This window comes from Steroidobacteraceae bacterium, assembly GCA_041395505.1.
In the GTDB taxonomy this organism is placed as follows: Bacteria; Pseudomonadota; Gammaproteobacteria; order Steroidobacterales; family Steroidobacteraceae; genus JAWLAG01.
Window position 1 is genome coordinate 1,493,841 of the sequence record JAWLAG010000001.1, and the last position, 24,488, is coordinate 1,518,328.

A 24,488-nucleotide genomic window follows, 5' to 3' on the forward strand; every position below is an offset into this window, starting at 1 on the left:
TGGCCGTCACCAACACCGCCAATGCGACGACGATGCCAACCAGAGGTGCTGCGGGCGAGCGCTTGAAAATGAACATGGCGCGGACCTGTCCTGTGTTTGATCGGACTGTCATTCTTCGCGCACGGCGCCAGGCGCGTGATGGCGCTCACGGACCGGTTTGGGGACAAATCGGACCAGCCGGGAGTGCGTGACCGGCTGGGCGAGGGCGCCGCAGCGCTGGCCGACCGGAAAGGATCAAATCTGGACATCCGCTTGCGGGCACCGGTTGCCTGATCTGCCGGTTACTGCATACTGGGCGTCGGAGGCCATGTCCGAATATGAACGCCCAGACATCCCGCGTCGATGTGCTGTTTGTCATTGCGCCGCACTCCTTGTTGCTGGACATCGCGGGTCCTGCCGAAGCGTTCCGACTCGCGAACCTGTGTCATGCCGAGCGCGGACGGGCGCCACGATTTCGATTGCGTTTCGCCGGCATCGAGTCCGGACCGGCGACATCCGTCGGTCTTGCGCTCGGGGCCCTCGAACCGCTCCCGGCCACGTTGCCGTCGCCGACCTGGGTCGTGGTGGTGGGTCAGCCGAGCGCCGTCGTCTGTGCGCCCACACCTGCGATGGATCAAACGGCGCGTTGGCTGGCACAGACGTTGCGCACCCATCTGCAAGCGCCCGATTCGCCGCATCGCCTGATTACGATTTGTTCCGGGACCTTGCTCGCAGCGCGCGCCGGATTGCTCGATGATCGCCGGTGCACGACCCACCACGACCTGATCGACCTGCTGAGGTCGGTCGCGCCCGGCGCGCGGATCATCGAGAATCGCGCCTTCCTCGTGGACGGACCGCTCGCCTCCAGCGCCGGTGTCACCGCGGGCATCGATCTCGCCCTGCATCTGATCGCCTCGGAATGCGGCGATGCCGTGGCGGCTGCCGTCGCGCAGGATATGGTCGTGTACCTTCGCCGCTCGCAGCTCGATCCCGAGCTATCGCCATTCCTGGCGCATCGCCGGCACACACATGCAGCCGTCCATCGCGTGCAGGATGCCGTCGGCGCCGCGCCCGAGCGCGACTGGGACATGGCGGCGATGGCGCGCGTGGCGCACGTTACGCAACGGCATCTGCTGCGCCTGTTCGTGCGTCACGCCGGCGTATCGCCGTTGCACTATCTCGAAGCCATGCGCCTGGAGCATGCGCGCCAGTCGCTCGAGCATGGCTCGAACGTGACGACGGCCGCGGAATTCGCGGGCTTCAGCTCCGGGTTGCAATTGCGCCGCGCATGGAAGCGCCAGTGGGGCGGATCGCCGCGCGATGCGCTGGTCAGTGTCGCGGTTCGCTCAGCTCCCTGCCTGCCACACGCCCCGGCGCGCACTACGGTCGCCCAGGAGCGGCACGGGCTCAAGCACCCAATTGCCTGACTTGCGTCGCGCCGGCGAGGGAATGACAAAAGCCGTGTCCTTGCCGTTGCGTCGCTGGAATTCGTCCCAGTCGATGCGCCAGCCGCGGTCATCGAATTTCTTCAGCCACTCGCGGTAGGCCACTACGGCCTTGTCGGCCGGCATCAATACCTCCTTGGTGTTGCTGATGGGTGTACGTGCCGGGTAGACATCCATCAGGATATTGATGTCCTGCTGCGCGATGACCTTGTTGCGTGCGTGTATGGGTCCGTCGTGTTCCGGACCGAGCATGAAGTTGCGCATGTTCACGAAGAAGATACGCGTCTTCGTATCGCTCACCGGCTGTTCGATGAAATACTGGCGAAACTTCTGGGTCGGACCGACATTGATTTCTGTGATCATGGTCGCCGGACCATGGGTTCCGGTGCCGGCGTACATGGCACCGGCCTTGGTTTTCGCTTCGTCCCAGGTCTTGTCCTTGAGACCAGGTGTGTCGAAGCGATGCAGGAACCACATGCCCCAGCCCTGGGGGTAGGGTTCCACTTCATAGTCGCGGACGTGATAGGTCTCGCGATTGACGCCCTTGAAGCCATGGGTGGGATGCACGAATTCGTTGTGCGCCGGATCGAGGCCGTTTTCGATGGAGCGTTCGTAGTAGTAGTCGACATCGAGCACGAGTACGGAATTGGCTCGCCAGGCGGGATCGTCATACTCCACGACTTCGACGAGCGGCGGGCGTTCCGCTTCGGGCAGGTCGCCGAGGAATGCGAACACGATGCCGTATTTCTCGACAGTCGGATAGGCATCGACTTTCGCGCGTCCCGGCGGCTTGGTGCCATAGCCAATCGAAGGGATGTTGCGGCAGGCGCCGTCCGCATCGTATTCCCAGCCATGATAGGGGCACACGATGCAGTCATCGACGATGCGTGGATTGCCGCCCAGCTCCCATGCGCCACCCAGCGATCCGCCGCGATGCACGCAGGTGTCGCTGAGTACACGTGGCCGTCCCTTGCTGTCCCGGTAAGCGACGAAATTGAGACCGAGCACCTTCATCCGCTCGGGCTTGTCCGGTCCCAGGTCTTCGCTGCGAATCATCGGATACCAGAAATTGATGTACATGGTGCGGCTCTCCCGAAAGCAATCGTCCGATTGTCGGCCGTGATCGTGCGGGCGGTAGTGCGGACAACTACGTATCGTTCATTGAGTGGACAGGGGCGCTGTGGAGGCGCGTGCTGGTATTGACTCAGCATTGACACGAGGTGCGCGGACATGCGAATTGCAAGCATGGTGCTCGTCGCGGCGAGCGTTCCGGCGCTCCGCACTACACCCGCCGTCGCCGGCGAAGGGCATGGAATATCGAACGGCCGAGTACCAGCAGCGCGCGGGCGGTGCGGGTGCACCGCGATCGACCGACATTAAGCGGTTGTCATGTCGGTGGTGTGCGACGTTTATCGCACACCATTTGACAGTGCGACGGACCTGTCGGCCCTGATTCGTCGCCGCGTCGCGACAACACAATGGATTTTTCTTCGACGCAACCATAACGCGGAACCAACAGCGAGTCGCGACAGTCCGTCTCTGCGAACACCTTCGTTCAAGGAGAATCCCCATGCGTTCCCGAAAGTCCTTGGCGCTTGCCGGTCTCATCGCGCTGACGCTGGTCGCTTGCGGCGGCAGCAAGCCGAATACGACCGAATTGAGTACCAGCGGTACCTTGCCCAACAGCGTTTCGGTATCACTGACGGGCACGATCTCTGCATTCGGCAGTGTCGTAATGAATGGCGTTCATTACGATACCAATGGCGCGGCAATCACCCACAATGGTCAAAGTGTCGTGCAATCGGCACTCGCGGTTGGCCAGGTCGCCCGCCTCAATGGCGCGGTGTCCATGAGCGAAGGGCGAGGGCGTGCCGATCGCATCGATGTCGATGATCAAGTGGTCGGACCGGTGTCGGCTGTCGACGCGGCTGCCGGTACGCTGACGGTCCTCGGGCAACAGGTCACGGTCGATTCCAATACATCGTTCGCACAGAACGTCACCAGCGGTGATCTCACCGGTGTCGCCGTCGGTGATGTGGTCGAAGTGGCCGGCCTGGAATCCGCCGATGGCAGTATCCGCGCCACGCGGATCGAGATTGAATCGGCTGGCGAGACTTTTCAGATCGTCGGGACAGTGTCGGCACTCGACAGTGCCACGAGCGTTTTCAAGATCAACGATCTTACGGTCAATTATGCATCGGCCATGGTCAACGGCTTCGCGAGCGGAGCGCCAGCGGATGGCGAAATGGTGATCGCTCGCGGCACGGCCTTCGATGCGGCAACGACGACGCTGACCGCCAGTTCGCTGCGTCCGGCCGACGATTCGGGCGACGGCGGCAGGGAAGGATCGCGAGCGGAGCGTGAGGGCTTGATCACGCGGTTCGTTTCGGCAACGGATTTCGACGTTGGGCAGCAGGCCGTAACGACCGATGGCACGACCAAGTTCATCGGGGGCACCGCGGCGGACCTCGCGCTCAATGTCCATGTCGAGGCGGAAGGCAGTCTCAATGCGAGTGGCGTTCTGGTCGCTGCCAAGGTCAAGATATTTTCGGCCGGCATAGCGGAGCTGGTCGGCGAGGTGACCGCCGTCGATGCCACCGCCGGCACGCTGACGGTCCTTGACACGACCGTGACGGTCACGAGTACGACGCGCCTCGAGGATCGCAGCAATTCGCGTGTGTCCCAGTTCAGCCTTGCCGATATTGCGGTCGGTGACACGGTCGAAGTGCGTGGGTTTGAAGACCCAATCGGTAGCGGCGCGGTGACAGCGACCCGCCTGGAGCGTGAGCGACCCAGGGCGACATCCAAGGTGGGCGGATTCTTCAGTGCAACCACGCCACCGCAGTTCGAGATCCTGGGCGTGACGGTCGATGCCAGCGCCGCAACTTTCTACAGCAATGCGTCGCAGGATTCGGAAAACAAGGATTCGTCTCGTGGATCGACGCTGACTGCGGATGAGTTCTTCGCCCAGGCACCCGGTCGTGTGGTGTTCGCAAGCGGTACGTTCGACGGCACGACATTGATGGCGGACAAAGTGCTGCTGTCCTCCCGCGAGGACTGTGAGGACGGTGACGGATTCTGATCTGTCCAGGCTGGGCGGCGTCCATGGATGGACGCCGCGCAAGTCAAGGATCACCTGTCGCGCACCGCGACCTGCGGAACCATCCACTCCGCTAGCGGCCGCGATAGGCGACGACGCTATGAGGTGCTGCTTCGTAGATCGTTCCGTCGGCGCCGATGGCGGGCGATGACATGCCGCCGCTGGCCGTCGAATCCGACGTCAGCGTCGCGAGGTTTGGTGTGAATGAATGCATCGATGCTCGCGTCGAGAAGAAGACACCATCCCACGAGAGAGACGGGGACGACACACTCGGGCCGGCCAATGGCACCTTGCTCAAGAGCACGCCAGCATTATCAAGCATCCACAGGTTATGCAGTCCCACGGCGTAGACATGCAGGCTACCTGCATAGAATGCCGGCGTCGCAAGCACCGGTTCCCCTGTTCTGAAGAACCATTGCTGCTTGCCAGAGACGACGTCGTACGACCAGATGAGGCCCTGGCTGCTGCCGATCGCAACCTGTCCGGCAGTCGACACGGCGGGCGAAGACAACAAGGTATCGCTGAGCGCCGCGTTGTACCAGAGGTGCGTAAGCTGCTGGTTGGGCGGTGGCGTCCATTCGTAGCCATGCACGCCACAGCCGTGCTGGGCGACAACGACGATCGGATGATCCAGCGCCTTGCCGTCGATTCGATCGGTGACTGCGACCGTGGGTGTAATCCACGTGCGCGCATCGGCCGGCTCGTACCATGTTCCGAAGTTTCCAGGCCCCGGATCGCCCGGCTTCGGTACGTAGCGACTGAGCGCTTCAAAGTCGAACGAGCCGATGGCGTCCACCTTGATGTCGCCGGAACACAGCAAAGGCTCAAGCGCGATGCGCTGACACCGGTCGTTGAACGTGTATAGCGTCAGACCCAATGTCACGAATACGGCTGTGTCTGTGCCGGAACCGACGACCTTGGGTGATGCGGTGGTGAACGTATAAGGAGAGCGTAGTTGCTCCATTGCAAAGTCAAGCTGCACCGAGCATTTCAATGCGCCGTTGCCGCCGCGGCCGACACGATCGCTGCGTCCCAGTAGGCCACGTTCGCGTCGAAAGTCCACGCCGGTTTTCCGTCCGGGGCAATTGCGACCATCTGACCAGTCGCGGTGCCAATCAGGACTTTTCCGTCCTTGGCGATGACTGGCGAAGCGTAGCCGATGGGAGGCGTGGACAGATTCCACTTGACGACGAGCGTTGACGCCGTATTGACGCCCATACTGCCCTGGCTCGGCGCGTCGGCGTGAAACTGCCCCCAGCGCGGCGTGCCGCAACCAGCGAGAAGCGCGAGCGCAAGCAGGGTGCAGAGTTGATTTCGCATAGTGTGCCGATGATGTGGCATCGTGCGCAGTGCGTTCAGTCTAGCGCGCCAGGGAATTTCAGTCCATTGGGCAGGCGCCACAGGCAATGCGTTGCGACAGCGCATGAACTGCAGCCGGCCCATGGCGACACGTGGTGGCGGGTATTATTGCACACCGATCCCTGACATCACCCGGAGAAGCAACAATGCCAAAAGGCCGACTCGAAGCGTTCAGCGATGGGGTGATCGCGATCATTATCACGATCATGGTGCTGGAGATGAAAGTGCCGCATGACGCAACGGCTGGTGCTTTGCTGCCGCTGCTGCCTGTGCTGCTGAGCTATGTCCTGAGCTTTCTGTATCTTGGCATTTACTGGAGCAACCACCACCATCTCTTGCACACTGTCCGTAACGTGTCCGGCGGAATACTCTGGAGTAACTTGCATCTGCTTTTCTGGTTGTCGCTCGTACCGTTTGCGACGGGCTGGATGGGAGAAACTCACTTCGGTGCATTACCCACGGCGCTCTATGGCGTCGTGCTTTTGATGTGCGCGATTGCCTACTATATTTTGCAGTCCGTTATCGTTGCTCGTGAAGGCCCTGATTCGACATTGCGGCGTGCCATTGGACGAGACGTCAAAGGCAAGGGCTCTTTGGCTCTCTATGTCGTCGCTTTGTTGGGTGTTTGGCAGTGGCCGGGACTTGCGCAGGCAATCTATATTCTGGTTGCGCTGATTTGGCTCATCCCCGATCGGCGCATCGAACGGTCGACTACGCATGCGGGTTCCCACACATAGGTTCCAAGGTGGCGTAAGGAGTCGCGGCCGGGGATGTGATTCGCGTGCAGGTTCTGAACGAATTCACAAGCGTTCAGTTGGTCCGTACGCAGTTAAGTTCGATGCGCAGGCACGATTGTGATAGTCCTGGAGCCGCGTTGGAGCTACCCTGATCGTCATGGCGAGCGGTGACGACACGGCGATCTATACGCGGCGCACTTTGCATGCGAGCGATCTGGTGCGCATCGGCGAAGTCATTGCAAGGCCGCGTTCTGACGCGGCGGGCTCGCTCAATGAGTCGGATGCTCACGTTGTTGTAATGCCGCTGCGCGGCCTGTTCAGGACGCATTTCTCCGCGCGCGATGCCGTTCTCGGCACGGCAAATGACGCGGTGCTTCTGCCGCAGTCGCAGCCGCATCGCTTCAGTTTCCCAGGCTGCATCGGGGATCACTGTCTCGTGATGCGATGGTCGCCGGAGGCGCTCGACCGGGAATTGCAATCGCTCGCAGCGTTCGCGCCCCGTGTTGCCCTGGGGGCTGCTCTACTGGTGGATCGCAGTCTGCTTTGGCGGCAGGTTCGTACTGGTTCGGTCGACCCGATTGCGGCGGACGAACTCGCCGTCAAGGTCCTGGCTGCGATCCTGGACGCCGCGAAACGTGACTCGCACGGTTTCGACCCTGCACCCGGGCGCACGAGTATGCGTCAGCGAAAAGCGGTCGATCGCGCACAACAGGCGCTGATCGCCGATCCATTCAGGCGGTGGTCACTGACCGACCTGGCTAGCGCAGCAAGTGTCTCGCCTTATCACCTGGCGCGATTGTTTCGTCGCCTGGTTGGAATGTCGGTGTTTGAATTCGTCCTGCGGATACGAATCACACATGCGCTATCTCTGGTACTGGATTCCGATGCCGACCTCGCTACCGTCGCTGTTGATTCCGGTTTTGCGCATCACAGCCATCTCACTGCAAGATTCCGTCAAATATTGGGATGTACGCCGCGGGAGTTGCGACGACGCGCAGGAGCGTGACAGCGACTCGATACTGCGCGAGTTAGGCTTCGGATCCGAGGATACCGATGCTGATTTTCAATCGACCACCTTTCGCCGTGCTCGCGGGCTTCATCGTCGTAGCAGCCGGTCTTTTCGTTAACGCCGCAATGAGCTCTGATGCGGATCGTCAGACTGTGTCAGCGTTGGATACCGCATATCAGGCAGCCGTTGAGCGCGGCGATGTCGCCGTGATGGGCTCCATACTGCATGCGGGAATGATTCTCGTGCTCGGCGACGGCAGCGTTCATACGCGCGCCGACCTTCTGGAGAGCGCTCGCTCGAGTCAGGTTGTATTCGAGCATCAAAAAGAGGACCCGGGAACGCAGACTGTTCGCATGTATGGTCGGGACACCGCGATCGTGACCGCGCGCCTGTGCCTCAAAGGTAGGCGACGGGGCCGTCCCTTCGAGAGTCATTTGTGGTTCAGCGACACCTACGTACGCACGGATCAGGGCTGGCGATATGCTTTTGGCCAGGCATCGATCGCATTGCCGCGCAACAAGTTGCAGGCGCAGTGCCTGGTCAGGTAACGGCATCGATTCCTTCAGCCGCGCTTCATCCCCTGTTCAGCCCCCAGTGGCAATACTGCCGTCATGTCGTCGAGGGGTGCACTATTGTTAAGTTTTGCGCTTATTGCTGCGCAGCCGACGCTGGCGGATGTCTTTGCGGGTGAAGCCTCCAGCGCTCGCATGCACCATCAAATCCTGCAACTCGTGAATGAAGCGCGATCGAGATCGCGCCGCTGTGGACACAGCTTGTATCCCGCGGCGGCGCCACTTGGCGCATCGCGAATGCTCGATGAGGCGGCCGCGCGCCATGCCCATGACCTTGCGGACCACCGTCACTTCGATCACACAGGTACGGACGGCAGCGAACCGCGGGACCGTGTACGCGCGAGTGGGTACGGATCCCGTCTCACTGGCGAGAACATTGCCTTCGGTCCCGAATCTGCGGAGGAGGTCGTTCGGGGCTGGCTCGCGAGCCCGGGACACTGTGCCAATATCATGGACGCGCGTTTTCGCGACATGGGTTTCGCCGTCGTTCGCGGCTATCGGCGCGGGCACTGGTACTGGGTGCAGGTGTTCGCCGCGCCGCGGCGAGCAGTGAAATAGCAGCCGTGCCGGCTAGAGAAACTGGAATCGATGCCGATCGCCGTGGCGGCGTATGAAACCCGCTGTCGGCGCGGGGAAATGAGCCGGCACGATGAGCGTCTGTTTCTCGCCGTGCGTGTCGACAAACCGGCGGCGGTAATGTGCGGCGGCGACCGGATCTTCGCAGAATGCACTTGACCACTCGGGGTGCGTCACTTGCAGAGGATGGTGAATCACGTCGCCCGAAAGCATTGCGTCCTGACCAGAGTCGCCAAGCTGCACGATGATATTGCCCGGCGTATGACCCGGGGCAGCCTGCAGGCACAGCTGTGAATCGAGCACGTGGTCGGCCTCGACCAGCGTGCCCTGGCCGGACTCGATTACCGGCAGGACGCTGTCGGCAAACGCCCGCACATCCTGGTCCTTGCCTTGGCGCCAAAGGCTCTCACGATGTTCATATTCACGTCGGCAGAAGAGATATCGCGCCTTTGGAAATGTCGGAACCCAGCGACCGTTCTCGAGGCGAGTGTTCCAGCCGACGTGATCTGCGTGCAAGTGCGTGCAGAGCACGACGTCGATATCTCCAGGCGCCAGGCCAAGGTCAGCCAGGCGCGCGAGCCATGGCGTGGCCAATCGGTGAAACCACGGATGACCACCGCGGTCTTTGTCATTGCCGGCACAGGTGTCGATCAGCACCACGTGGCGACGTGTTCGAACCACATAGCTCTGAAAGGAAAGCACTGCGCGCCACTCGCCCTCCTTGCCGATTTGCAGATAGCGGGGACCGAGCCAGTCGGTCGCAGCCTTGGCGCCTTCGGCGGAGGCCTGCGGCAGCAATTCGCTGAGTGGCAGCGTGCGATTCTCGCTCTCCACGACCGTATCGATTTGCAATTGGCCGATGCGTATCGATGGCATCGTACCGGCGCCGGTGGAGCGGACGTCGATCACCACCGCAAAATTGTCTCGCCCAGCAATCGCCCGAACGTCAGTGCCGGCGTGAGCGACAATCCGCCGACGAACGCATCGCCCGAGGTACGGCCGAATCCAAGTATTTCGCCGGCTGCGTAGAGGTTACCGATAGGGCGGCTTTCGGCGTCAAGCACGCGCAATTGACGATCGACGGCAAGACCGGCTGGACTCAGAACCGTGATGCCGCGCGCCTTGATGGCATAGTACGGTGGCTTTGTGATGGGTCGAATCAGGAACTGCTTGCCGTGACGCCGATCGACACCACGCTCGACGGCCCGATTGTAGTCGTCGACCGTGCGTTGCAACGCAGCCGCCGGCACGCCGGTTCGCGCCGCCAGTTGTCGCATGGTGCCGGCTTTGATGAAGGCGGGGTGGTTTCCGAATCGGGCGCGATACGCGCTCGACGGCTCGAGCGTAAGCGGGGTCGCGTTTTGCAGAATACCGCTGTCGAAAATAATGTGCATGGCCATATCGCGGCATGCCAGGAGTGCGCGCTCACGGTAGTCGATGCTCGGGTGATCCTCCTGCATGAATCGCTGTCCGCGGTTATCGACGAAGATCTCCCAGACCTTGCGCATGCCCGGTGACAGCTGGAGGAAACCGCCGCTGCAAGGGTCTTTGGCATCTTCGTAGTAACCCGCAAACGTGCACAGGAACTTTTCGCTGCCATCGACCGCGGCGCCGAGCGCACGAGCCGCGACGATTCCGTCGCCGCGCGAATAGGGGTTGACATGCGAGCAAAGCGGTACATTGGGCGTGAGTTCGCGCCACAAGCGAGGATTCGCGGCATAGCCGCCGGAGGCGAGCACAATATTGCGGGCGCGAAACTCGAACTCCCCGTTCGGCGTCCCGGCGCGCAGGCCAACGATGCCGCCACGTGCATCGCGCAGCAGTCGCGTCAGACGGTGCTGCAGGCGCAGGTCGATGGCACCCGCCGCCACGAGTCGATCGTGCACGGGCCTCAGCGTGTCGAGGATGGAGATCGCTTTGTTGCATCCCCAGAGATAGCGGCGTGTCGCATAGGCTTCGTGTGCCTCGCCGGCGACCGGTGTACCGGGTGCGGGTTCGAATCCGAGATCCATGAGCCAGTCGATGGTGGCGGCGGCGTTGTCGACGAACAAACGCAATACGACGGGGTCGATACGGCCGTGGGCGATGCGCTGGGCGTCACGGTAATGGGCGTCCGGACTGTCGTCGATGCCGTGGAGCGCCTGCAGGCGTGTTCCGGCCGCTGCGATCTGACCCGACGACCAGTGCAAGGTGCCGCCAATGCGATAATCAGCCTCGAGCTGCAACACGCGCGCACCGCGAGCGGCCGCCTGGATCGCCGCGGGCAACCCGGCGGAGCCGGCGCCGACGACGATGACATCCCACTGACCGGCAGCGGACCCTTTGGCGGGGGTCCGCAAGCGTTTTCGCGGTGGATGGAATTCGCGCGCGCTGCTCACGGTGTCAGATCATAACCCACCCGCCGGTTGCCAGCGGGTTCGCACAAGCGCAGCATAGGCCGATCGGAAACCAAGCGAGGATACGCGCATGAAACCAATTCTGGTGTTGGTCGTTGCGGCTATGGTCCCTGCCGCTGCACTTGGTTCGGGTGGCGGATCGATGAATATGCCCTCGATGTCCTCACCCGCTGTCGAGCGCACGCCCGAAGACAGGGCCAAGAGCGCGTACAACGCTGGCGTACGCTCCATCCGCAAGGCCGATAGCGCCAATGAACGCGCTGACAAGGAAACGAATCCCGACAAGAAAGCGAAGCTGCAGGAGCGTGCGCGCGACAGTTATCGCAAGTCACTGAAGGACTTCGAATCTGCGATCGAATTGATGCCACAAATGTTCGAAGCCTGGAACTACATCGGCTATGCCAAACGAAATCTCGGCGATTATGCCGGCGCGCTTGAAGCCTACGACCAGGCATTGACCATCAATCCGCAATACGGTGATGCCATAGAATATCGTGGCCGCGCTTATCTCGGACTCGCACGCGTTGACGACGCGAAGAATGCGTACCTCACGCTTTTTGCCAGCGACCGCAAGCTGGCCGACAAGTTGCTCACGGCCATGAAGGACTGGGTCGGCGCGCAGCGCGGCACGACCTCAGCCGTTGCGCCTGCCACGCTGGATGATCTGGACAAATGGATTTCGGAACGTATCCAGATCGCCGGTCAGACCGCCGGACTTACGCCGGACGGGAAGGGTACGCGCTGGAATTGACGTCCGGGCGGGCGACCCCTTGTCGCACGGTCAGGTCCTTTTCATTACGTTAGCGGTGGCCGCGGTGTCGGCCGCGTTAGTCGTACGCGCCGCCAATTCACCAGCGCCTTTTGATTGGCGACTGCCGCGCGGATTTCCCGTGCCCGCCGTGCCGGCCGACAATCCCATGTCATGGAGCAAAGTTGCGTTGGGTCGGCGGCTATTCTTTGATCCGCGACTGTCCGCCGGCGGCCGCCTCAGCTGCGCCAGCTGCCATGCGCCCGAGCGCGCATTCACCGATGCGCGTGGTGTCAGTCGCGGCGCACTTGGCGATGTATTGGCCCGCAACGCCATGTCGCTCGGTAATGTGGCTTACAACGCCAGCTATGGTTGGGTGGATCCGAAATTGCGATCCCTCGAGGCGCAGATGCAGCAGCCCTTGTTCAATGAGCACCCGATCGAGATGGGGCTGGCAGGTCGAGTCGAGGAAGTCTTGACCGTGCTGGAGACGGACTCTGATTACCCGTGGCGTTTTCGCGAAGCATTCGCGGACGATCCGCGCCCGATTTCCATGGACAACCTTGTCCGCGCGATTGCCTGTTACGAAAGGACGCTGATTACCGGCAACTCGCCATTCGACCAGTATGTATTTCGCGGCGAGCACGACGCGCTAGACCCGTCGGCCAGGCGTGGACTCGCGCTGTTCTATTCAAAACGACTCGGCTGTGCAGTGTGTCATGCCGGGTTCAATTTTACCGGTACATGGACACAAAGCGGCCGCGATCGCGCGCCACCGGCGTTCGCCGACAATGGCAGCGGCGGCGCGTATCGTGTGCCGACTTTGCGCAACGTCGCCTTGACCGCGCCCTACATGCACGACGGTCGATTCCAGACGCTCAATGCCGTGATCTCCCATTACGAGAGCTCCGCGGGACGCGGCAGGCTCAGGCGCTTCAGGCTGACAGCCACAGAACGCGATGACCTGATTGCATTCCTGAATTCGCTGACGGATGCCGTGTTCATCGAGCAGCAGTTGCGGCCTTGAAGCGGGGTGGCAGGCTCAGACGCCCCGAGAGAATTTCTCTTCGTCGAGATCGTAGAAATACAGGAAGACGCCATTCAAGAGAAACATGACGGCAGGTACGATGGCAAATCCCGCGTACAAACCCCAGACGGCCGAGGCAGGTTGCGTCACCAGCGCGCCGCCCACGGTCGGCACATAGCCGACCCACTTCAGCAATACGCCCACCACAGCCAGGCCGAAGGCGAATGACGCCTTCTCGACCACTGCGATGACGCTCGACATCAGGCCTTCGCGATAAAGACCGGTGAGCTTGCGGTCGTAGGCCATGGTATCGCCCAGCATCGAAATGGACATGAGAATGATCGCGCCGGATCCGAATCCGGAGACGATACCCCTCAGCCAGATTTCCCAGGGCGCAATCCGCGCATCGGCAAGCAGCCAGCTGAGGGACCCGGCGCAGAAGAACAGTACGCCAAGCAGATAGGTGCGCCGCTTGCCGATGCGGGTGCCGAGATGAACACACAGCGGCATGACGGCAGCGACGGTAAGGTTCAGGCTGACGGACAGGTGAATTTGCCCTGTATAGCCGACCTTTACGACGTTCAGCATATAAAGGAGTCCGGTCACTGCGACGCTGGCGAAGGCCAGGAACTGGAATACCTTGGCGCCGACCAGCATCGCAAAGGGACGATTGCGGAATAGTTGCAGGGTTTCGCGAAAGGTAATCCGGTGACCGGAGCCGGCCTTCGGTTCGATGGAGCGTGCATTCGCGGTACCGAGAAAGGACAGGAGCATGGCCGTGAAAATGACGAGCGCCATGACGGCTGCCATGATGCGATACCCAAGCAGGCCGCCACCGCCCGCGGCGATGAGCGCAGCCGTTACTGCAAGCGCCAGCAGCTGGCCGATCGATATGAAAACCGTGCGATAGGACAGGAGCCGTGTGCGTTCGTTGAAGCTGTCGCACATTTCGGATGGCATGGCCATGTACGGTACATTGAAGAGCGAATAACCGGTCGAGTAGAGAATGAGCGCTGCCCCCATGTAGGCGATCAACGCGCCGCGTGACATCTCGCCGGGCATGAACAACATCAGGAATGAAATTGCCGAGACAAATGCACCGGCGAGCAGATAGGGTCTGCGTCGGCCCCAGCGCGAGCGCGTGCGATCGCTCATGGCGCCGATGACGATATCGGCAACGGCGTCGTAGAGCTTCGAGATCATGAGCAACAAGCCCGCGATCTCGGTTGATTGCCCGAGGACGGTGGACATGAACGCCGGAAAATACGTGGTCACGGTATTGAGCATGATCGACACGCCCACCGTGCCCACGCCAAACCCCAGGCAGGTGCCGAGACTCAGGCGCTCGCCGCGCGCGATCGGTGACGATTCACGGTTCATTCGGCTGCCAGCAGAAATTCAGTGATGGCGGTCGCTTTGGCGCGCTCGCCGCCGCCAATGGCGGCGACGTGCGAATCGCGCAACAACCCGGCGGCTTTGTCGATGGCCGCGTTCAGCACAGGTAATTCGCTGTCCGGCTTGAGCAAGAGTACCGGCGCCTGAATCATCGGCATGCGCGCATAGGCTCGATACTCGAACGCGGCGATATAGGGCAGGGCATACGTATCCATGGCCTTCAGGACATCGATCGTGGCTCGATGCAGCACTTCGGCGGACGGAATCGCCGCTGCCAGTCGGTGTGCGGGATCACGCATGAACCAGGGAAAATGCAATGCCTGGTCGCGTACGAAGTTGAATGCCCAGATGAATTGCCGGCCGTAGTCATCGGGTGCGACCTGCGGTGCGTAGTTGTCGATGACCAGCTGGCGCATGTCGTCGTCGTATTCGATGATACCGTCGAGAACCACGCGGCGAACGCGCGCCGGACAGGACGCTGACAGCTCACAGGCGATGCGCGCACCCGTGTGCGCGCCATAGACATCGACGCGATCGATTCCGAGTGCATCGAGCGTGCGCTGCATGCTGTCGGCGAAATAGGCGATATCGGGGCGATCCGCGGCCGGTGCTGCAGAGTCGCCGTTGCCCAGGGTATCCGGCGCAATCATCGTGCTTTTCAGACCGGCCGATCGCAATGCCCGCATCAGCCCCTGCATGAAGTACGACGAGGTCGGCGATGCGTGCAGCATCAATATTGGAATATCGGCACTCGCAATCGCCCCGGCGGCGGGTGCCAGTCGTCGCAAATGCAGCTGGCCTTCGCGAAGATTGACGAAGGCGCGCTCGATCTGCGCTTCTTTGGCGGTCATCGCATCGAACAATAGTGTGCGCAGGTCATTTCGTCTATGGTTGCCGCATGCGAGCTCCACTGCCCGATGCAACGTCAGACGCTGTGGCTTCGGCAGACGCCGACTTGCGCGCGGCTCTTCGCCAGCGTGGACCCATGAACCTGGCCCATGCGCTCGAGGTGATGGAGCGGTACGGACTCGACGGCCTGGTGCTCGGCGAGCCCGTCAATGTGTATCACCTGCTCGGCTACTGGCCGCAGCTCGCCAGGACGCGCGTCGGTCAGCCACCGACCACCTTCGCACTGCTGACGCGCGCCGCTCACCCCGTTCCGGCGCTGGTGGCGTCGCGATTCATCTATTACTACACCTATGCCGATGGCGGCTACCCGGCAGACCGCCCCGTTTATCTCTACCGCGAGCCAGGTGATGCGGCCATCGATGATTTTCGCGACGACGCCGGCATTGCGCGCAATGCCGATGCAATGGAGTTCCCGGATCTGCACCGCGAGCCGCTGTCGACTACGGAAACCCGACGTCGTTCTGCGCTCGACGCCGCGACCAGCGCCCGGCGCGGCGATGTCGATGCGGGCGCCGCCCTGGTGCGCGCGATGCGTGATCTGGGTCTTTGGCGCGGGCGGGTGGCCTATGACCATCCGGTCATCGCCGCCGTGTGTACGCGTCACGATCGACCTGGCGAGCTCGTGCCTGGCGACAACGTCCTGCGCTGGATACGACTCGTCAAGTCGCCGCTCGAGATCATGCTGCTACGCCGTGCAGCCGCCGCGAACGCCGCCGCGATTCATGAACTTGGGCGCTACGTTCGCGCCGGCGCAACGCATGCGGAGCTGCAACAAGGCTTTGCCGTCGAAGCAGCGCGGCGTGGCAACCAGGCGGTTTTTCTGAATGTCGATCGCGTGTCCTCCGAGTTGTCGCAGGAACGCATTGTCGATGGACAGGTATTGTTCATCGACGGAGTCAGTCATTTCGCCCATTATCACGGCGACTACGCGCGCACGGTCGTCGTGGGCGAGCCGGCTGCAGCGGCACGGTCGGCCACGCGCGCCGTTACCCATGCCTGGCGCGCCATTCGAGAACAATTGCGCCCCGGACTGCGCTACTCGCAAATCGTGCGCTTGGGGCAGGATGCGTTGCGCAAGGGTGGCTTCGATGTGGCCGTGGGATTTGGCCCGCACTCAGTCGGTCTCATGCACACCGATGAGCCGGGCGATCTTGCCGGCGGTTTCCATCGCAAACTCGACCTCGAGCTGCGCGAGAACATGGTTTTGAGCGTCGATTGCCCGGTCATGAACACCGGCATCGGTGGCTCAGCGCATATCGAGGATCTCATGCTGATCACGGCGAACGGCGCGGAGCCGCTACATGTGCCTGGCGAAGCCGTGATTATCGCATGAGCGTGCACGGGCGCCGGATATTGGGCATGCTGCTCGCGGTCGTGGCGATCATCGCAATCGCCCTCGCAATTGCCATGACCATGCCGAAGCGGTGGTGGTCAACGGATTATGCCGAAGTCCGGGCACGCTGGGCGCAACCTCCTTCGACTTTCGTCGGTGTCGATGGCGTCGATCTGCATGTGCGGGACGAAGGGCAGGGTCCGGTGGTTGTGATGCTCCACGGCAGCATCCTGAACCTGCACGAATGGGACCTCGTTGCCGAGCGACTGGTCGGGAAATTTCGGGTGGTGAGGTTCGACTGGCCGCCCTATGGCGTATCGGGACCCGATCCATCCGGCATCTACACCACCGCGCGCGCGGCTGACCTGATGGCAGGACTCATCGAGCGCCTTGAGCTTGGCAAATTCTTCCTCGTCGCCACCTCAAACGGCGTCAATATCGCGCTCGACTACAATGCGCGCTATCCAGGTCGGGTCCGGGCGATGGCGTTGTCGGTATTGCCACTCGAACGGCCGAGCCAGACGCGCAAAGTCGACTGGCGGATCCGCAAACTCATGTGGTTTCACGCCGCGTTTGCACCCGACAATCATTCGAAGTACTGGTATCGACTCATCCTCGAGGACACGACACCAGCGGATTTCGTGCCACCTGATGATCTGGTTCAGATGATGTACGACATGAACAACCTGCCGGGTGCTTCACAGCATCAACGGGATTTCATCGCATCGAATGTCCGCCTGTTCCAGTCGAGCGATGTCGGTGCGCTGGCCGGGAAGGTCGACGTCCCGGTGTTGATTCAATGGTGCGACCAGGACACGGTAATTTCGCAGTCCGCCGAACGTACCGTGTCGCGTTTCACTCGTGCGCCGGTCACGCTTGTTCGTTATCCGCAGTTCGGGCACTTTCCGATGTGGGAAGATCCGGACCTGTTTACACGCGATCTCGCAGTATTTCTTTCGCAACAGGACGCACAATGACCAAACGCATCATCGATGCCGATACGCATGTAATCGAAACCGCACCGATCTGGGAACACCTGACTGAGAGCGAGCGCGTGCATCGCCCGCAACCGGTCGAGCTCGATGCCGGCATAATCGTGCCGCCCATCCAGATGCCGATGAAATCCGTGTGGATCATCGATGGTCAACTCTATGCGCGCACGAACCTCGACCTGATCGAGGAATTGTCCAAGGGGCAAATCAAGCCGGGTGCGCTCGCGATGACCGATCCGGCGGAGCGGCTCAAGGCAATGGATCGGCAGGGAGTCGATGTGCATGTCATTTTTCCGAGCCTGTTCCTTGCACTTGCGCCCGAGTCACCGGCGGTCGAGCTGGCCCTCAGCCGTGCCTACAATCGTTTCCTTGCGGATCGTTGCTCGGGTAGCGGTGGTCGGCTGCGCTGGGTCATGCACCCGGCAGTCAACAACATGGACGAAACCCTGAAGGATATCGCCTGGGCCCGGCGAAATGGCGCCGTCGGTGTGCACCTGCGCGGCCTCGAAGGCGATCGACCGATCGATCATCCCGACTTTCATCGAGTGTTTGAAGTCGCACAGGATCTCGACATGCCGATCTGCGTGCACATCGGGCACGCGAGTCCCGCATTCAGGCGAATTCGCCGCAATACAGAGGACAAGCCTTCCAGGTATCACATGTCGGTGCCGACGCTGATGGCCTTCACTGCGCTTGCGATGAGCGATATTGCAACGCGCTTTCCGCGCCTGCGCTTCGGCTTCTTTGAAGTGGGGTCCTCCTGGTTGACTTATATCGTCGCTCAGGCGCACAAGGTGCGCGATGATCGCGATCGCAAGGCTTACACGCGATCGGTGCTGCGCGAACGCAACTTCTTCGTCACCTGCGAGGAGCACGAGGAGCTGCCACTGATTCTGCAATACGCTGGCGATGACCGACTGGTGATCGGTAGCGATTTTGGCCATCCGGGCGATGTCGATGATTCGATATTCGTGCAACGCAAGCTTCGCGACCGCGCCGACATCAGCGAAAATCAGAAGACTCGCATTCTGAGCGATAATGCAGAGGCGCTATTCGGGCCTGGCTGAGGGGTGCCGCTCCCGCGTTCGTCCTAAAGGCCGACAATTCTCGCCAGCGACTGCCGAATCCAGCCATCGAAACGAAGTGGCGATTCGAGGTAGGCGAGGCACAGGCATTCTCCGTCAGCGGCTACCACCGGACGGTGAGTGACTTCCTGGTTGGTTTCATCGAAGTCCCCTGCAACGAACGTTGCACGGCCATCGTCAAATCGACCGCTCAGCACCTGCGTGAGTTCCATCGCGCCATGTGAGTGCCGAGGCAGGCTCTTGCCAGGCGCGATGCGCAGCAGGAAGGTTTTGCCGTTGCTCGAATGCGGCAGTGCAATGCGACTGTAGCGTATGCCTGCGGCGATCCAGCGCCAGCGGCCGATGGTGCAGCCGCGCAAAGCGCGCGATTCGGTGAGCGGGCCGACGTGAGGCATCGGGCGCGCTGGCTGCCAGGTGTCGGATTCGACGACCGGTCGCGTGCGAGGTGCAGTTGCGCGTGTCAGCGTATGCTCGAGCGAAGCGCTGCCCATTGCGACGGGTTCGATCTCATCCAGGCAGACGCCACCCGTCGCGAGCAAAACCTGCACACGCTCTCGGCAATTCTGGCATCCGTCGCAGTGTACCGAGAGCACCAGGCCTGCCGCGGGATCGAGGTGACCGGCCGCCCAGGACTGCAATAGCTCATCGTTCGGATGGTGGTTGATCATAATTCCTTGTCTTGAAGATGTTGACGCAGTGCGGCGATGGCAAGACGAATGCGCGATTTGACCGTACCGAGCGGAATGCGCAGTGTCGCGGCGATTTGTCGCTGCGGCTGATCGTCGAAATAGGCAAGACGGACGATCTCCTGCTGCTGTGGTGACAATGCCGACAGGGCCCGTCTCACATGTTGGATACCCTGCGCCGTATGCACCGGATCAGCCGACGATTCCACCGGCAGATCGATTTCCGGCAGATCCAGAAGCCACGAACCGCGGCGTGACGCAGCGTCGCGGCGGCACTGATCGACCCAGAGGTTACGCGCGATGGTGTAAATCCAGGTGATCACCGCAGCGCGCTGTGGATCGAACGACGCAGCTCGACGCCACACCGTGGCCATGGCCTCCTGGGCGAGATCTTCCGCCTGATCGCCGCTCGCACCGCAGCGAAGCAGATACGCCTTGACGCGGGGCGCAAAATGCCCGAACAACGATGCAAATGCACCGTGGTCGGACTGGTGCGCTACAGCCCGCACGGCCTGTGCCCATGCATCGGTCGCTGTCGATTCCCGTGCGGGCAAACGGTTCACGGTGAGAGCAGGCCTGCGCCGCCGCCACGATGGCGGCGGTCCGGGAATATGCACGCGCAGGGCCAAAGATCCATGCATACCCATTGTACGGCCAGCGCAGGGTTTCGGATCACTGATGCGGGTGATCCAATCGCGCCGCGCTGCGTATAACCACAAAACCCTGTTGCAACCGGCGTGGCGGGGCGGTTTCGAGAGGTCTTTGACATGGCGTTTACGGCATCTGCATTGAAGTGGGTCGAGCGGGGTGCGCTGCCCGATGCTGTGGTTCGCGCCGGAATTCGCCACCTCGTCCGCGAACGTAGCCGCGATATTCGCGTGGTCGGGACCGAGGCGGGCGAGCAGCGAACACGGGATTTTGCGGCGGCAATGGTCGCGTCGCCCGTTGCGGTCCTCACCGACAAGGCCAATGAGCAACATTATGAGGTGCCGGCGGAATTCTTCGCTCTCATGCTCGGACCCCACCGCAAGTACAGCAGTGGCTGGTGGCCGGACGGCGTAACCACCCTTGCCGAGGCCGAGAAAGCGGCATTGCGCCAGACCTGCGAGCACGCGCAGCTCGCCGACGGACAGCGCATTGTCGAACTGGGTTGCGGCTGGGGGTCGCTCAGTCTGTGGATGGCCGAGCACTATCCGAACAGCTCGATTCTCGCTGTGTCCAATTCGAATTCGCAGCGCGAGTACATCCTTGCGCAAGCTCGCCAGCGAGGGCTCGTGAACCTGCAGCTGCAGGTCGTCGACATGAATCACTTCCGTATGCCCGGCGATGTAGACCGAATCGTCTCGGTCGAGATGTTCGAACATATGCGTAACTGGCCGGAGCTCTTCTTGCGCGTGTCACGGGCGCTGCGAGACGATGGCCGTTTCTTCATGCATGTGTTCTGTCATCGTGCCGTGCCGTATCTTTTCGAGGATCAAGATGCAAGCGACTGGATGAGCCGGTATTTCTTTTCAGGCGGCATGATGCCGAGCGAATCGCTGGCGGTTCAGTTCCAACGCGATCTGGCATTGCGGCAGCAGTGGCGCTGGAGCGGCGTCCACTACCAGAGGACCGCGCGCGCCTGGCTCTCAAACCTCGATCGCAATCGGATCGCAGCAAGGGCAATCCTCGAGACGGTATACGGGAGTGAACAATCGGCGCTGTGGATGCAGCGCTGGCGGATGTTCCTGATGGCCTGTGAGGAATTGTTCGGGTATCGCCGCGGCGAGGAATGGTGCGTGAGTCATTACCTGTTCGAGAAACGCCGCGGTGAGTGATCAGCTCCGTTGGGTGCGCGACGCACTGCGCTCCCGCATTTTCAACTTCGTCCTTTTCCAGCTGGCCTGGTTCATCGGCGTGACCAGCGCGGCACGAGGTGAGCCACTACTGGCACTGCTCGTCGTGTCCGGCGCGACCGTCATGGCCATTGGCTTGCGTCCGCCCTTTGGCGCGGGCCTGCGCCTCGCATTGCTGGCATTGCTCGTCGGCATATTGATCGAGTCGCTGTTGGCGCACCTGCGGGTAACGGAATTCAAACCCGCACCAGGCAATTTGTTGTCGGTTCCGCTCTGGATGCTGGCGCTCTGGGCATTGTTGTCGACAACGTTGAGCTCCTCCCTGGGTTGGCTGCGCGGGCGCCCGCTGCTTGGCGCGTTGGTCGGCGCGAGCGGTGGCGCACTTTCCTATGCCCTCGGCGCACGACTCGGCGCACTGACCCTGCCAGGCGAGTATGCGCTCGGCGTGATCGCTGCGGTATGGGCAATCGCATTGCCACTACTGGTCTGGTTGGCTCGTAGCCAGGTCGCCTCGGCATGACCGCCTTCACACAGGCGTGGCTTACAAGCTCGGCGCCAATCGCGACACTCGCGATTCTGGCCTGGGTGCTTTGCAGCCTGCGCCGCAACGTCGGATTGATCGACATGTTCTGGCCGCTATTCATGCTGGCGGCTGTCATCACTGCAGTCGTGCGTGGCAACCCACCGACGACGGTCGGAATCGCAGCGTGCGCTATTGTCGCCCTCTGGGCCCTGCGCCTTTGCGTCTACCTCACGGCGCGCAACTGGAGCGCGCCTGAAGATCGACGTTACCAGGCGATACGCGCTCGCAACGGTAATCATTTTGTCTGGACGAGTCTGGTGACCGTGTTCCTGTTCCAGGCCGTGCTGGCCTGGATCGTGGCAGCGCCTGCCGTGGCTGCGGTCGCGTTCGATGTTCATTCGCAATGGTGGAATTGCCTGGGTGCCGCTCTCGCGCTGTTCGGGCTATTGTTTGAGTCACTTGCCGACGAACAACTGCGGCAATTCAAGTCGAACGGGCAGAATGCCAGCCGCGTGCTCGATACCGGCCTTTGGCGTTACAGCCGGCATCCGAATTACTTCGGCGAGTTTTGCCTCTGGTGGGGCATCTTCCTGCTCGGCGCCCGTCCGGGCACGCTCTGGACCATTGTTTCGCCTGCGCTGATGACGTTGCTGTTGTTGCGAGTCTCAGGTGTGACGCTGCTCGAGAAAGACATTGCCGAGCGCCGACCCGCGTATCGACGTTATGTGGCCCGTACGTCTGCTTTCGTCCCCTGGTTCGTGAGGAGCGACCGTGCATGAGAATCGCGGTCGTCGGTAGCGGTATCGCCGGTAATGTGATCGCAGCCAGCCTGCATCGGGAACACGATGTCGTGGTATTCGAAGCCCGCGACCGGCCCGGCGGGCACTCCAATACCCATTTGGTTGAATACCAGGGCCGGCAATACGCAGTCGATTCCGGATTCATCGTCTATAACGAGAAGAACTATCCGCAATTTACCCGATTGCTGGCCCGGATCGGCATCGCGACCCAGCCGAGCTGCATGAGTTTTTCTGTTCGCAATGAGCGCATCGGACTCGAGTATTGCGGCACGAATCTCAATTCGCTGTTCGCGCAGCGACGCAATCTTCTCAATGCCACCTTCCTGCGCATGTTGCGGGAAATCCTTCGTTTCAATGCGCGTGCTCCCTCGTTGCTGGATGCCGATGCACCGGAAGTGGCTCTCGGCGAGTACCTCGCGAGGGAGGGTTACAGTGCGTATTTCATCGAGCACTACGTCATTCCGATGGGTGCAGCGATCTGGTCGACGCGACCCGGGCTGATGCTCGAGTTTCCGGCGCGGTTCTTTGTTCGCTTCCTTCACAACCACGGGATGCTGAGTGCCGGCAAGCAACTCGCCTGGCGATCGATAGTGGGTGGTTCGCAGTCCTATGTCCGGAAGCTGACGGCGCCATTCCGTCAGGCCATACGGACCAACTGCGCCGTGGAGCGCATACGCCGGTTGCCGGATCGTGTGTTGCTGAAATGCCGCGAGACGGATTTTGAAATTTTCGATCGGGTATTTCTCGCCTGTCACAGTGATCAGGCGCTCGCCATGCTCGAAGAGCCAAGCCGGGCCGAGCGGGACGTGCTCGGCGCAATACGATTCCAGCGAAATGAAGCCGTGCTGCATCTGGACTCGAGCCTGCTCCCGACGCGGCGGCGCGCATGGGCGGCGTGGAATTACCACGTAATGCCGGATGTTGCCGGTCCCGTGACGCTGACCTACAACATGAACATACTGCAGTCGTTGCCGGCGCCGACGCCCATTTTGGTGACCTTGAATCGCTCCGATGCAATAGACCCGTCCCGCATCCTCGCGCGCGAGACTTATGACCATCCCTTGTTCTCGCCGGATGCGACCCTTGCGCAAGGCCGGCATCGTGAGTTGAATGGCCACAAAGGCACCTATTATTGCGGGGCGTGGTGGCGCAACGGATTTCATGAGGATGGCGTCGAGAGCGCGCTGCAGGCGGTGAGGCATTTCGAGGAGGATGATGCAAAGCGCGCTTTACATCGGGCGGGTTAGGCACACGCGCCACCGCCCGGTCGTGCACGATTTCAGCTACCCCGTGCGGTTGCTGTGGATTGATCTCGCGGAGCTCGATACGGTATTTCGAGGGCGCTGGTTGTGGTCCACGCGGCGCGCCAACCTCGCCTGGTTCCGGCGAAGCGACTATCTCGCGCCGCACGATGCACCGCTCGCCGACGCCGTCAGGCAATGCGTCGCGAGCCGGACAGGCATCGTGCCGGCTGGTCCCGTCCGTGTGCTTACGCAGGCGCGGCTGTATGGATCGTGCTTCAATCCAGTCACCTTCTACTACTGTTACCACGCCGATGGGCATAACGTGCAGGCAGTGATTGCCGAAATCACCAACACGCCATGGAACGAGCGCGCCCAATACGTCGTGCTGGCGGACAGTGCGGCATCGGGTGGCCGTGCGGTTGACGGGACGTTCGAGAAGACGTTCCATGTTTCGCCTTTCATGCCCATGGATCTCGACTATGCCTGGACCTTCGGTGAGCCCGGCGAGCACCTGCGCGTCGGCATGGTCAATCGTCATGCGGGCGATGTGCTATTCAATGCCTATCTCGATCTGCGCCGCGTTGCCATGACCGGCTCGCAGCTTGCGCGTACGCTGATTGCCGTGCCCGCTTCGGGTGTGGGTGTGCTGGCGAGGATCTACTGGCAAGCCTTGCGGCTGCGGTTGAAAGGTGCTCCCACTTACGCGCATCCTTGAGCGCATCGTCGACGCGGTGTTGA

25 protein-coding genes are annotated in these 24,488 nt (G+C 61.6%); 16 read left to right on the plus strand and 9 right to left on the minus strand.

What is annotated here, in order from left to right:
- Nucleotides 1-317: 317 nt before the first annotated feature.
- Nucleotides 318-1,406, plus strand: a complete 1,089-nt coding sequence (locus tag R3E77_06785) for a helix-turn-helix domain-containing protein (GenBank protein ID MEZ5499118.1) — start codon at nucleotides 318-320, stop codon at nucleotides 1,404-1,406.
- Here R3E77_06785 and R3E77_06790 read toward each other — a convergent pair.
- Nucleotides 1,326-2,504: an aromatic ring-hydroxylating dioxygenase subunit alpha gene (locus tag R3E77_06790; GenBank protein MEZ5499119.1), complete on the minus strand. Its 1,179-nt coding sequence runs from the start codon at nucleotides 2,502-2,504 to the stop codon at nucleotides 1,326-1,328. The two genes, R3E77_06785 and R3E77_06790, sit on opposite strands and share 81 nt — an antisense overlap.
- A gap of 490 nt (nucleotides 2,505-2,994) precedes the next feature.
- Between R3E77_06790 and R3E77_06795 the strand changes: the two genes are divergently transcribed.
- Nucleotides 2,995-4,506, plus strand: a complete 1,512-nt coding sequence (locus R3E77_06795; protein MEZ5499120.1) for a DUF5666 domain-containing protein — start codon at nucleotides 2,995-2,997, stop codon at nucleotides 4,504-4,506.
- Between the two features lie 91 nt (nucleotides 4,507-4,597).
- On the opposite strand, the gene R3E77_06800 is transcribed toward R3E77_06795, so the two are convergent.
- Together R3E77_06800 and R3E77_06805 are read right to left on the minus strand one after the other, a co-directional pair.
- Nucleotides 4,598-5,488, minus strand: a complete 891-nt coding sequence (locus R3E77_06800; protein MEZ5499121.1) for a hypothetical protein — start codon at nucleotides 5,486-5,488, stop codon at nucleotides 4,598-4,600.
- Between the two features lie 26 nt (nucleotides 5,489-5,514).
- Nucleotides 5,515-5,844, minus strand: coding sequence for a PQQ-binding-like beta-propeller repeat protein (locus R3E77_06805; GenBank protein MEZ5499122.1), 330 nt, complete (start codon nucleotides 5,842-5,844; stop codon nucleotides 5,515-5,517).
- A gap of 185 nt (nucleotides 5,845-6,029) precedes the next feature.
- On the opposite strand from R3E77_06805, the gene R3E77_06810 reads away from it, so the two are divergent.
- The 4 genes from R3E77_06810 (at nucleotide 6,030) to R3E77_06825 (ending at nucleotide 8,759) form a co-directional block, all read left to right on the plus strand.
- Entirely contained in the window at nucleotides 6,030-6,620 is a 591-nt protein-coding gene (locus R3E77_06810; protein ID MEZ5499123.1) for a TMEM175 family protein, read from the plus strand.
- Nucleotides 6,621-6,777: 157 nt separating this feature from the next.
- Entirely contained in the window at nucleotides 6,778-7,626 is an 849-nt protein-coding gene (locus R3E77_06815; GenBank protein ID MEZ5499124.1) for a helix-turn-helix transcriptional regulator, read from the plus strand.
- A 47-nt stretch (nucleotides 7,627-7,673) separates the two neighbouring features.
- Nucleotides 7,674-8,177 (plus strand): nuclear transport factor 2 family protein, encoded by a 504-nt coding sequence (locus R3E77_06820; GenBank protein ID MEZ5499125.1) that lies wholly within the window; start codon nucleotides 7,674-7,676, stop codon nucleotides 8,175-8,177.
- A 63-nt stretch (nucleotides 8,178-8,240) separates the two neighbouring features.
- Nucleotides 8,241-8,759, plus strand: coding sequence for a CAP domain-containing protein (locus R3E77_06825; GenBank protein MEZ5499126.1), 519 nt, complete (start codon nucleotides 8,241-8,243; stop codon nucleotides 8,757-8,759).
- Between the two features lie 12 nt (nucleotides 8,760-8,771).
- Here R3E77_06825 and R3E77_06830 read toward each other — a convergent pair whose 3' ends face one another.
- Both R3E77_06830 and R3E77_06835 read right to left on the minus strand, forming a co-directional pair.
- Complete coding sequence (locus tag R3E77_06830; GenBank protein MEZ5499127.1) at nucleotides 8,772-9,686, minus strand: MBL fold metallo-hydrolase; 915 nt, start codon at nucleotides 9,684-9,686, stop codon at nucleotides 8,772-8,774.
- Nucleotides 9,683-11,155 carry an FAD-dependent oxidoreductase gene (locus tag R3E77_06835; GenBank protein MEZ5499128.1) on the minus strand — a complete coding sequence of 491 codons (1,473 nt, stop codon included), beginning with the start codon at nucleotides 11,153-11,155 and terminating at the stop codon, nucleotides 9,683-9,685. The genes R3E77_06830 and R3E77_06835 overlap by 4 nt, the downstream gene beginning before the upstream one ends.
- Before the next feature lie 88 nt (nucleotides 11,156-11,243).
- Between R3E77_06835 and R3E77_06840 the strand changes: the two genes are divergently transcribed.
- Together R3E77_06840 and R3E77_06845 are read left to right on the plus strand one after the other, a co-directional pair.
- Entirely contained in the window at nucleotides 11,244-11,924 is a 681-nt protein-coding gene (locus R3E77_06840) for a tetratricopeptide repeat protein (GenBank protein MEZ5499129.1), read from the plus strand.
- Nucleotides 11,925-12,090: 166 nt separating this feature from the next.
- A complete protein-coding gene (locus tag R3E77_06845) occupies nucleotides 12,091-12,948 on the plus strand; it encodes a cytochrome c peroxidase (GenBank protein MEZ5499130.1) in 858 nt (285 codons plus the stop codon).
- A 15-nt stretch (nucleotides 12,949-12,963) separates the two neighbouring features.
- Here R3E77_06845 and R3E77_06850 read toward each other — a convergent pair whose 3' ends face one another.
- Both R3E77_06850 and R3E77_06855 read right to left on the minus strand, forming a co-directional pair.
- Nucleotides 12,964-14,328 carry an MFS transporter gene (locus tag R3E77_06850; protein MEZ5499131.1) on the minus strand — a complete coding sequence of 455 codons (1,365 nt, stop codon included), beginning with the start codon at nucleotides 14,326-14,328 and terminating at the stop codon, nucleotides 12,964-12,966.
- A complete protein-coding gene (locus R3E77_06855; protein MEZ5499132.1) occupies nucleotides 14,325-15,194 on the minus strand; it encodes an alpha/beta fold hydrolase in 870 nt (289 codons plus the stop codon). Before R3E77_06855 ends, R3E77_06850 begins: the two co-directional genes overlap by 4 nt.
- A gap of 47 nt (nucleotides 15,195-15,241) precedes the next feature.
- Here R3E77_06855 and R3E77_06860 point away from each other — a divergent pair, with 47 nt between their 5' ends.
- From R3E77_06860 to R3E77_06870, 3 genes are read left to right on the plus strand one after another with little or no spacing between them, the layout of a single operon-like run.
- Nucleotides 15,242-16,585: a M24 family metallopeptidase gene (locus tag R3E77_06860; protein MEZ5499133.1), complete on the plus strand. Its 1,344-nt coding sequence runs from the start codon at nucleotides 15,242-15,244 to the stop codon at nucleotides 16,583-16,585.
- On the plus strand, nucleotides 16,582-17,562 hold the full coding sequence (locus R3E77_06865) for an alpha/beta hydrolase (GenBank protein MEZ5499134.1): 981 nt from the start codon (nucleotides 16,582-16,584) through the stop codon (nucleotides 17,560-17,562). Before R3E77_06860 ends, R3E77_06865 begins: the two co-directional genes overlap by 4 nt.
- On the plus strand, nucleotides 17,559-18,644 hold the full coding sequence (locus tag R3E77_06870) for an amidohydrolase family protein (GenBank protein ID MEZ5499135.1): 1,086 nt from the start codon (nucleotides 17,559-17,561) through the stop codon (nucleotides 18,642-18,644). The genes R3E77_06865 and R3E77_06870 overlap by 4 nt, the downstream gene beginning before the upstream one ends.
- A gap of 23 nt (nucleotides 18,645-18,667) precedes the next feature.
- Here R3E77_06870 and R3E77_06875 read toward each other — a convergent pair whose 3' ends face one another.
- Both R3E77_06875 and R3E77_06880 read right to left on the minus strand, forming a co-directional pair.
- Nucleotides 18,668-19,330: a ChrR family anti-sigma-E factor gene (locus R3E77_06875; GenBank protein ID MEZ5499136.1), complete on the minus strand. Its 663-nt coding sequence runs from the start codon at nucleotides 19,328-19,330 to the stop codon at nucleotides 18,668-18,670.
- Nucleotides 19,327-19,911 carry a sigma-70 family RNA polymerase sigma factor gene (locus tag R3E77_06880; protein ID MEZ5499137.1) on the minus strand — a complete coding sequence of 195 codons (585 nt, stop codon included), beginning with the start codon at nucleotides 19,909-19,911 and terminating at the stop codon, nucleotides 19,327-19,329. The genes R3E77_06875 and R3E77_06880 overlap by 4 nt, the downstream gene beginning before the upstream one ends.
- A gap of 204 nt (nucleotides 19,912-20,115) precedes the next feature.
- Here R3E77_06880 and R3E77_06885 point away from each other — a divergent pair, with 204 nt between their 5' ends.
- Genes R3E77_06885 through R3E77_06905 form a run of 5 tightly spaced genes read left to right on the plus strand, consistent with a single transcriptional unit; the run spans nucleotide 20,116 to nucleotide 24,465 of the window.
- Nucleotides 20,116-21,165, plus strand: coding sequence for a cyclopropane-fatty-acyl-phospholipid synthase family protein (locus R3E77_06885; protein ID MEZ5499138.1), 1,050 nt, complete (start codon nucleotides 20,116-20,118; stop codon nucleotides 21,163-21,165).
- Nucleotides 21,158-21,703: a DUF2878 family protein gene (locus tag R3E77_06890; GenBank protein ID MEZ5499139.1), complete on the plus strand. Its 546-nt coding sequence runs from the start codon at nucleotides 21,158-21,160 to the stop codon at nucleotides 21,701-21,703. The genes R3E77_06885 and R3E77_06890 overlap by 8 nt, the downstream gene beginning before the upstream one ends.
- Nucleotides 21,700-22,485, plus strand: coding sequence for a DUF1295 domain-containing protein (locus tag R3E77_06895; GenBank protein ID MEZ5499140.1), 786 nt, complete (start codon nucleotides 21,700-21,702; stop codon nucleotides 22,483-22,485). Before R3E77_06890 ends, R3E77_06895 begins: the two co-directional genes overlap by 4 nt.
- Nucleotides 22,482-23,753: an FAD-dependent oxidoreductase gene (locus R3E77_06900; protein ID MEZ5499141.1), complete on the plus strand. Its 1,272-nt coding sequence runs from the start codon at nucleotides 22,482-22,484 to the stop codon at nucleotides 23,751-23,753. Before R3E77_06895 ends, R3E77_06900 begins: the two co-directional genes overlap by 4 nt.
- Nucleotides 23,719-24,465 (plus strand): DUF1365 domain-containing protein, encoded by a 747-nt coding sequence (locus R3E77_06905; protein ID MEZ5499142.1) that lies wholly within the window; start codon nucleotides 23,719-23,721, stop codon nucleotides 24,463-24,465. The genes R3E77_06900 and R3E77_06905 overlap by 35 nt, the downstream gene beginning before the upstream one ends.
- Nucleotides 24,466-24,488: the final 23 nt, after the last annotated feature.